The following is a 6,335-nucleotide window of genomic DNA, read 5'->3' on the forward strand; positions in this document are numbered from 1 at the left end:
TATGGATAAAAAAGTATTATCATTATTGAACTATGAAGATATAGATACTGAAGCAATAGAGAAGTTGCAAAGTGAGTTTATAGTTGGATATGATGCAGTTAAGATAGAGAGTAGAGTAAAAGAAAAGATAATTGATGATGAGATGGTTAAGGGTATATCAAGGTTACAAAAGCACCTAGAAAAGAATGAGGAAATATTATATAAATTTAAGGCGTTTAATATCAGTGCAATAGACAAAGGAATCTTAAAAACTAAAGAAGTAGCAAAGGCAAATTTGTTTAATAATGAATGGGGAGTAAACACAGTAGTTATCGTGACTAATAAGAAGATGTTTGTAATAAGAGCTAATATATTTTTCGAATGGTTAAGAATAACTGCATATGACTATAAATACATAAGTTATATAAAAACTATTGAGGATAATACAAAGCTTATTTTTATAAAGCCTCGAGGTAGTAAGAGATTTATCTTACAAACTTCTGATAGAGAATATACTGATGCTATAAACTTCATAAAGCACAACGATTTCGGTGTTAAAGTTAAAATTGATAGTAAGTTTTTAAAGTTTAAAAAATCAATCCTAAATTGGATGGGTTAATAAACATTTTAATTTATGAATTTATTAATAGATATATTTAAGGAATATATAGGTTGTGGTGTAACAATATTAATAGACAATAAATATTCTAGTATTATACTAATATAAATGAGGTAGAGTATGAAACTAGTTATAGTAGGTGGTGGATGGGCTGGATGCGCAGCCGCAATTGCAGCTAAGAAAGCTGGAGCAGAAGTGGAGATTTTTGAAAGAACAGATTTACTTCTTGGTGTAGGCAATGTTGGTGGTATAATGAGGAATAATGGTAGATATACTGCGGCAGAAGAGTTAATAGCTCTTGGTGCTGGTGAGCTTATAGACATCATGGATAGAAATGCAATCCATAAAAATGTAGATTTTCCACAACATAAGCATGCGTGGCTATGTGATGTAAGTAAGGTTGAACCAGAGGTTAGAAAATATGTTCTTGACCTAGGGATAAAGGTTAACTTTAGATCTAGAGCTATAAATGTAGTTAAAGAAAATAATGAAATAAAGGCAATAAAGTTTTTTGATAAGACAGTTGCAGAAGCTGATGCATTTGTAGAAGCTACAGGATCTACCGGATCTATGGAAAACTGTAATAAGTATGGCAATGGATGTGTTATGTGTATATTAAGATGTCCTACATTTGGTATGAGAGTGAGTCTAAGTGCAAAGGCTGGAATAGTTGATATTCCTGGAGAAAGAGGAGATGGAACTATAGGTGCATTTAGTGGATCCTGTGAGATACCGAGAGAAAGCGTTTCGCCAGAGATATTAAAGGAGCTTGAAGAGAAAGGATCGGCAGTTCTTAAAGTTCCAGAAGAAGATATAAATATGGATAAATTAGATTCAAAAGTATGCCAACAATATGCACTAAAAGAATTTGCTGAAAATATTGTACTTCTTGATACAGGGCATATAAAAGTTATGACTTCGTACTATCCATTAGAGAAGCTAAGAAAGATTAAAGGTTTGGAAAACGCCAGATATATAGATCCTTACTCAGGAGGCGTAGGCAATTCAATAAGATATCTTTCATCAACCCCTAGAGATAATGATATGAAAGTTAAAGGGATTGATAATCTATTTGTAGCAGGAGAAAAGGCTGGTTTCTTTATTGGACACACAGAAGCAATGAGTACTGGAACACTAGCTGGACATAATGCAGTAAGAAATCATTTAGGAATGGAAACTGTAATACTTCCTAGAAAAACTGTCATAGGTGACATAATTGCTTATGCTAATGAGAGGCTAAATACTGAAGACGGAAGAAGGGTTAGACATACTTTTTCAGGAGCTGAGTATTTTGAAAGGATGAAGGCATTAGGTTTATATACGATAGATAATAATGAAATAAAAAAGAAAATAGAAGATTTGGGAATAAGCAATATATTTAACCAAAAATTATAGAATAATAAAACTTTAGATTCTGTCACTTAGAGTGTGATAGTTCTAAAGTTTTATCTTTTTTACATAATATCAATTACATTCGTTTATGATTTTTTTTATTTTACTTTTTCATGGTTTAATAACCATTCTTTCCTCCAGAGGCCACCTCCATAACCAACTAATTTTCCTGAGCTGCCTATAATTCTATGACAAGGTATTATTAATGGAATAGGATTCTTGTTGTTTGCGCCACCTACAGCTCGAACAGCCTTTGGGTTATTTATAGCTACAGCAATATCTTTATATGTCTTTATAGAGCCAAAAGGTACATTCATAAGTTCACTCCATACTGCTTTTTGAAAATCAGTACCAGAGGGCAATAGAGGTAGATTAAATTGAACTCTTTTTCCTTCAAAATACTCCTGCAGCTGGTTTAGGCAATTGGTGATTAGGAAATTGTGATTTTCATCGTCAGGTAGTTTGTTATCTATGAAATCAAGACTAACGATATAATCTGTGTTGGACTGGACCTTTATTAAACCAACAGGGGAGGAGTAGTAACCTGTATAATATGTATTCATAATACCTCCGTAAACTAAGTATAATTATAAATTATATACTATTTGAAAAGTAGAATAAATAATTTGCTGATGTTATAATTAGAAAGAAATGGGACAGTATTTAATATAGTACATAAAATAATATTGGTTAAGCAATTTTTTATCAGTTATTAAGATTTATAATTTTAAAGGAGCGAGTAGTTGATGAGAAAAGATTTTAACGATTTTAAGACATTTATTAAGGGTAAAAATACTGCTGTGATAGGAATTGGTGTCAGCAATATACCTTTAATAGATTTTTTATTAAGTTTAGGGGCTAGTGTTACTGCGTTTGACAAGAAAAGTAAAGCTGAGTTAGGTGAAGTTGCAACTGGATTTGAGATAAAGGGTGTTAAATTGAACCTTGGTGAAGGTTATCTTGATAAATTAGTAGGATTTGATGTTATTTTTAAAAGTCCATCTATGAGGATAGATCATGAAGCTCTAGTAAATGCGAAGGCTAATGGAGCTTATATAACATCAGAAATAGAGGAATTCGTTAGATATTGTAAAGGAAAAGTCTATGGAATTACTGGAAGTGACGGAAAAACTACTACAACTTCTGTAATATCTGAGTTACTTAAGACGCAAGGCTTTAAGACTTGGACAGGAGGTAATATAGGTATACCACTGTTCACAAAAATAGAAGAAATTAAAGAAGAAGATAGAGTTGTTTTAGAATTATCTAGTTTTCAGTTAATGACAATGAATAGTCAAGTAGATGTTGCTATTGTTACTAATATAACGCCTAATCACTTAGACATGCATAAAGGAATGGGAGAATATATTGAGGCTAAAAAGAATATATTCAAGTTTCAGACTTCAAAAGATTTACTTATTATAAATAGAGAAAATGACATAACAGCATCATTTAAAGATGAAGCCCAAGGAAATATTATAGAATTTAGCTCTAAGAGAGAGTTGAAAGATGGAGCTTATTATAAAGATGGAAGTTTATACTTATTTGGCAATGAAATATGTAAAAAGAGTGATATTGTTATAAAGGGAATGCACAACGTGGAGAATTACTTGGCTGCTTTTGCAGCAACCTATGGAGAAGTATCTGCTGAAGTTATGAAAAATGTCGCAACTTCATTCAGAGGAGTTGCACATAGAAGTGAGTTTATAAGAGAAGTGAATGGAGTAAAATATTATAATGATTCTATAGGATCATCTCCTACAAGAACTTTAGCTACAATAAGAGCTTTTGAAAAACCTGTGATACTAATTGCAGGAGGGTATGATAAGAAGATCCCTTTTGAACCACTTGCTTATGAAGGACATCAATATATAAAGAATCTTATTTTACTTGGCGCTACAAAAGATAAAATAGCAGAAGCGTTTAATAAATTGAAGCAAGAAAAAGGTATTGAAGTTCCTATATATTGCGTAGACAGTTTAGAAAACGCGGTGTTGAAAGCAAAGGAATTGGCAAATGAAGAGGATGTAGTTGCTCTATCTCCTGCTTGTGCAAGTTTTGATATGTTTGCAAACTTCGAAGTTAGAGGAAATAAATTTAAAGATATAGTTAATAATTTGTAGTAATTAGAAAGGTAAAACTTATTTAGTTTTAAGATTTTCCTCATATGCATTGAAAAAGGCAGATATGCAAAAAAGCTCACTGAAAAGACGTTTCAGTGAGCTTTTTTGTGTATAATTACTTAATATTATATGTTTTTATATCGTTGTGAGAAGTTTTGGATTCATAGTATATAGTTTTCTCAGATATAAAGTATTGCTCTACACCTTCATTTATGGTTGGATTTGCTGATGCCGCTCCATTTGCAGGTGAACTCAATTCATTTAAATAATTAGCCGAAGATCTATTTATGAAGAATATCTTGCCTGAGCTTACTTGTAAGTTTTCTGCCTCAACATTTATAAGTTTCTTATCTTCCATGCTCTGCAAATCTAAGCTCCATATGGAATCTTGATCTCCAGAATTAACATAATATAGTTTGTTATTAGCTACACCAAAGCTTTCAGCAGAATTTTTAGTAAGTTCAGTTTTACTTTTATCCTTAAGAGAATAGGCGTATAATTTGAATTTGTCATTTTTGTTTTGATATATAATTGTATCGCTAAATAAAAGATACTTTCCTACTGAATCCTGAATTACTGCAGTTTTAGTATTATCGCTTAAATTTATTTTATAAATTTTATTGTTATCACTTTTATTTATAAAATACAATCCGTCAGTTCCTAAAGATATACTTGAGCTTCTGCTACTATCAAATTTTTTTACTTCCTTTGTACTATCAGATAAAGTGTATATATTGCTGTTATCAGATATGTTAGTGAAATATATTCTCTCGGTATCTCGAATCATTTCTCTAGAAAATAAATCATATTTCTTAGTAGCTTTTAGTAAATCATTTATTGAGCTAATATCACTACCCGAGTATTCATATAGTCTATTATTGTCTTTCCATTGGGATACATATGTATTGTTCCCTACTTTTACAATCGGTAGAGCAACATTAGGCTCTCCAGACACTGAAATACTTTTTGTGTCATTTTTATTTTCGGTATTTGAACTGCTTCCTGTGATTGGAGAAGTTATTTTTATCTCAGTTGAATTGCTGCTATTATTACTAGAGCTTGTTGAATTGCTCTTAGATGAACAACCAATTAATGAAAAAGAAAATACGATAACTGAACAAATTAATAATTTCTTCATGTTTTTCCTCCTAAGTGTTATTTTTAAAATTTATAGATTGTTTTTATTATGATCTATTGATAAATGTAGTTTTTAAATTATCTAATATTATATATAGATAAATTATTTAATACTTGAATTCATATTTTCAGGTTTCCTCATCAGAAGTTATGAGAGTCTTAAAAATAATTTTCTTATTGGAATGGTTCATATTTAAGTATATATCAATTGATTGATAGTTATAAGCTTTTTTGTAATGATCTATATAAAACTACTTATAGTCAAGTTTTGATATAGGAATTAAGTTGTTTTTACAAAGATTATAGAATATATCAGTTGTGAAATCTTAAATTCATATATTCATAAAAAGTAAATGAGTAAAAACTCTAAGTATATTATCGTAGTATTATTAGATATATTAACAATAAAATACAAATTGGTTTATAAACATTACCACGTGTATCACTAATAGAAATAGCTTAAATATATTAGTAAAATAAAACTATAGTGAGATAATTTCTTTATTTATATCATATATAGCAGTGAATAATATAATAAAAATGTTACTATAATAAACGTCGCTGATGGGTGACAAGATAATAAATTAAAACTTGTTAGAAAAAATAAGTTGACAATTTAAATCTTAAATGTTAATATTATTAAGCAGTCGGAAACGATTGCATTGGTCTTTGAAAATTAAACAGAGAAGATAAACAAAGTCTAAATATAGACTTAAACTAAACCAGCAATTCTTTTGAAAAAAGACTTACTAAGTAAGTAAGCTATGATTAAACTTTAAATTGAGAGTTTGATCCTGGCTCAGGACGAACGCTGGCGGCGTGCCTAACACATGCAAGTCGAGCGGAGAAAGTTCTTCGGAACTTTCTCAGCGGCGGACGGGTGAGTAACACGTGGGTAACCTGCCTTATAGAGGGGGATAGCCTTCCGAAAGGAAGATTAATACCGCATAACATTTTCATTTCGCATGAAATGAAAATCAAAGGAGCAATCCGCTATAAGATGGACCCGCGGCGCATTAGCTAGTTGGTGAGGTAATGGCTCACCAAGGCGACGATGCGTAGCCGACCTGAGAGGGTGATCGGCC

Annotated in this window: 5 protein-coding genes and 1 rRNA gene; 4 read left to right on the top strand and 2 right to left on the bottom strand. The window is 31.0% G+C overall.

Going from position 1 to position 6,335, the window contains the following annotated elements; all coding sequences use genetic code 11:
• The first annotated feature begins 1 nt into the window (after position 1).
• Together JHL18_RS03010 and JHL18_RS03015 are read left to right on the top strand one after the other, a co-directional pair.
• On the top strand, positions 2-598 hold the full coding sequence (locus tag JHL18_RS03010) for a PH domain-containing protein (protein ID WP_200266154.1): 597 nt from the start codon (positions 2-4) through the stop codon (positions 596-598).
• 120 nt (positions 599-718) lie between these two features.
• Positions 719-1,993, top strand: a complete 1,275-nt coding sequence (locus tag JHL18_RS03015; protein WP_200266155.1) for an FAD-dependent oxidoreductase — start codon at positions 719-721, stop codon at positions 1,991-1,993.
• Between the two features lie 95 nt (positions 1,994-2,088).
• Here the strand turns inward: JHL18_RS03015 and JHL18_RS03020 are convergent, their stop codons facing one another.
• Positions 2,089-2,553, bottom strand: coding sequence for a methylated-DNA--[protein]-cysteine S-methyltransferase (locus tag JHL18_RS03020; protein WP_200266156.1), 465 nt, complete (start codon positions 2,551-2,553; stop codon positions 2,089-2,091).
• 183 nt (positions 2,554-2,736) lie between these two features.
• On the opposite strand from JHL18_RS03020, the gene murD reads away from it, so the two are divergent.
• Positions 2,737-4,113: a UDP-N-acetylmuramoyl-L-alanine--D-glutamate ligase gene (gene murD / locus JHL18_RS03025; protein WP_200266157.1), complete on the top strand. Its 1,377-nt coding sequence runs from the start codon at positions 2,737-2,739 to the stop codon at positions 4,111-4,113.
• A gap of 115 nt (positions 4,114-4,228) precedes the next feature.
• Here murD and JHL18_RS03030 read toward each other — a convergent pair whose 3' ends face one another.
• Entirely contained in the window at positions 4,229-5,251 is a 1,023-nt protein-coding gene (locus JHL18_RS03030) for a DUF5050 domain-containing protein (protein WP_200266158.1), read from the bottom strand.
• 775 nt (positions 5,252-6,026) lie between these two features.
• On the opposite strand from JHL18_RS03030, the gene JHL18_RS03035 reads away from it, so the two are divergent.
• Positions 6,027-6,335: ribosomal RNA gene (locus JHL18_RS03035) — 16S ribosomal RNA — on the top strand; the annotation flags it as partial.

This window comes from Clostridium yunnanense (assembly GCF_016595795.1).
GTDB classification, from domain to species: Bacteria; Bacillota; Clostridia; order Clostridiales; family Clostridiaceae; genus Clostridium_AR; species Clostridium_AR yunnanense.

What these genes read in the sequence shown, in the direction of transcription:
- JHL18_RS03010 (WP_200266154.1), top strand. Translation starts at nt 2, where the DNA reads ATGGATAAAAAAGTATTATCATTATTGAACTATGAAGATATAGATACT.
- JHL18_RS03015 (WP_200266155.1), top strand. Translation starts at nt 719, where the DNA reads ATGAAACTAGTTATAGTAGGTGGTGGATGGGCTGGATGCGCAGCCGCA.
- JHL18_RS03020 (WP_200266156.1), bottom strand. Translation starts at nt 2,553, where the DNA reads ATGAATACATATTATACAGGTTACTACTCCTCCCCTGTTGGTTTAATA.
- murD (WP_200266157.1), top strand. Translation starts at nt 2,737, where the DNA reads ATGAGAAAAGATTTTAACGATTTTAAGACATTTATTAAGGGTAAAAAT.
- JHL18_RS03030 (WP_200266158.1), bottom strand. Translation starts at nt 5,251, where the DNA reads ATGAAGAAATTATTAATTTGTTCAGTTATCGTATTTTCTTTTTCATTA.